Raw genomic sequence first — 2,662 nt, 5'->3', positions numbered from 1 at the left:
TCAACATCTTCCCAGTCTCCAGCGATTGGATTGACGTTTTTGTAATCGATTACGGAAAATCCATCATCTGAAGAATACGGATAGAAAGGCAGGAGGTGGACCACTTCGAACTTGTCCGCCAAATACCGGTTAAACATTTGTTTAAACGTCGCTAAGGTCGGCTGCTCCTTCTCATGGAACTGATCTGCATATGTGATTAATACGACATCTTTTTCGTCCCATGTTGGCTTTCTGTCTTTTAGTCGTTTTTCCTTAGCTTCAACCAATCTATTCTCCAGATTGGGCCAAATTTCTTCAACCTCGTTTTTAGGATATAAGTAAGCCAATCTGTCTTTAATGTGCTCCATATTCTCCTCCTCTTGGAACCGCTCCCATATTGAAAGTTTCTTCTAGTTATCGTATAATGGTACCGCTCCCACAAACAAAATATAATCCAGAAAACGCTTTCTGTCAATAAATGTTCCGGTATTTTAGACCTGCATTATTTTCCAAAAAAGTGCATTGGTATGATTGCTAAATCTTTGGCACATCATTATAATTTTTCCTGATAAGGCTGCCCGGTTTGCAACGCCTTGTAATTTGTATGAGCGCAGGTTATTGGAAACAATTTTGAAAACGCATTCACTTCTATTGACTCGAAAATGAAACGCAGATATATGCACGTCTATAATTTAACTCTAAGCCTTGTTAGGAGGAAAAGCATAGTGGCTCACACTATTTATGACATTGCCCGAGCTGCAGGGGTTTCAAAGTCTACTGTATCTCGAGCGTTAAATAACAAGAGTAATATATCTGATGAAGCTCGAGAACGGGTTTTACTTGCCGTTCAACAATTAAATTACCAGCCCAGTAAGTTAGCGCGTGCCCTTTCTGCTGGTTTTGACGCGATCATGGTTGTATCCCGCTCTACAAAAACGACCATTAATAATCCTTTTTTCTCGGGAATTATTCAAGCCATTTCAACGAAAGCTGAAGAGGAAAATTTTGATGTTATCTTACAGACATCAAAGAACAGTGAGGAAGAGCTTGAAAAGTGTATTACTAAAATAAAGGGGAGAATGATAAAGGGAATTATAATGCTTACCTCCCCTTCGGATGAGGATTTCTTCAAACAATTAGACGGTTACAACATACCGATTGTCGTCATAGGAAAAGTAGATGGCGACTATCAAAATGTCTTTTCGGTCGATACCAATAATTATCAGGACAGTTATGATCTAACAAACTATTTAATTGAGCAAGGGCACCGTGATATTGCGTGTTTGCATTCTCCTCTTGACTATCATGTTTCGATTGATCGACTGGAAGGTTTTAAACAATGCCTAAAAGATTATGGGCTGCCACTGAATGACGAATGGATCATTAATAGCGGATATACGGATGAAAGTGCGCATCAAGCAGCTAAAACACTTCTCCTGTCTAAAAACAGACCCTCGGCTGTTATGGCCATTGATGATGTAAAAGTGATCAGTTTGTATAAAGCTGCCTCAGAAACGGGCATTTCTATTCCAGGGGAGCTATCCATCGCCGGTTTTAGTAATACACCTTTTCTTTCTCCTTCTTTGACACGAATAGAAATTCCAATCCATGAGTTAGGGGAAGCAGGCACCGAGTTTCTTTTTGCCAAAATCAAAAAAAATAAAAACAATGCAGTTGAGATGACTATTCCCACTAAAAAAATCATCATTCAGGATTCAGTCGCTCATTTAAAATAACTAAAAGCCAACGGAACTTGTCTCCCGTTGGCTTTTGTTATACAAGTTAAACCCATTTTGTTATCATATGTCCCTTTATTTCTTCAAGACCTTTTCAATGCCTTTTTTTGCATTTTCTATTTCACTGTCGACTTTTTTACCGCCTACTGTGACGCTGTTTACCATTTTAGCAATCGCTCCTGAACTTGTTACATCCCCCATCTTTAGAAAGTTTTTTCCATCGACTAAACCAAATATTTGGGTTTGATCGAAAGAAGCTGCGATTTCATTCGATAGACCACCAAAGGCTTTCACCACTTCGTTGGCCTGATATTCTTTATTTTCTGTAACCCCTTTATTAACCGGCTGTGCCCCTCCTGGGGACATCAATACATACTTGGTCATATTTTCAGGCTTGGACATAAAAGACACAAATTTTACTGCAGCATCTTTTTGGCTGTCTTCTAATCCTGAAGTAACGGTTAAGGAAGATACAGAAGCATAAACGGCCTTTTGTTTTTGCGTAGGGATGGCAAAACCAATATTCTTCGCATCTCCTTCTTCAACGACAGATGGCAGGATATACGTAGAATAAACCGCCATTGGTGCTGTACCATTCATGAATGCATCTTTAACTTCAGTCGTATCATTGGATCCAGGCATCGTATACTGAGCCAATTCCTTGTAATAAGATAAAGCCTCTTTCATTTCAGGTGTATTAATGTTTAATTTCCCATTATTGTCCAGCACATTGGCATTGTTGGACAAAGCGAATTGAGAAAATGCTTGTTCAGAGAAATTGCCTTCCACTGTGGGTAATGCGATTCCGTATTTTTTATTCCCTTTATCCGTGAAGGCTTTAGCGATTGACAGTACATCATCCCAATTTTTTGGTTCTTCCAACCCTTTTGATTCAAGCATTTTTTTATTGTACCAGATCCCTTGAACCCAACCGCTCATTGGAACCC

General features: G+C 39.2%; 2 protein-coding genes and 1 pseudogene. 1 reads left to right on the top strand and 2 read right to left on the bottom strand.

Going from position 1 to position 2,662, the window contains the following annotated elements:
• Positions 1-347: pseudogene (locus tag ABHN01_RS25295) on the bottom strand (sugar phosphorylase); the annotation flags it as partial.
• Positions 348-704: 357 nt separating this feature from the next.
• Between ABHN01_RS25295 and ABHN01_RS25290 the strand changes: the two are divergent.
• A complete protein-coding gene (locus ABHN01_RS25290; RefSeq protein WP_429877832.1) occupies positions 705-1,715 on the top strand; it encodes a LacI family DNA-binding transcriptional regulator in 1,011 nt (336 codons plus the stop codon).
• Between the two features lie 75 nt (positions 1,716-1,790).
• Here the strand turns inward: ABHN01_RS25290 and ABHN01_RS25285 are convergent.
• Positions 1,791-2,662, bottom strand: an 872-nt coding sequence (locus tag ABHN01_RS25285; RefSeq protein ID WP_429877831.1) for an ABC transporter substrate-binding protein, incomplete at its 5' end; no start/stop codon positions are given.

The organism is Fictibacillus sp. NRS-1165 (assembly GCF_050468105.1).
Lineage (GTDB): Bacteria > Bacillota > Bacilli > Bacillales > Fictibacillaceae > Fictibacillus_C > Fictibacillus_C terrinigri.
This window is presented reverse-complemented; position numbering and strand designations above follow the sequence as displayed.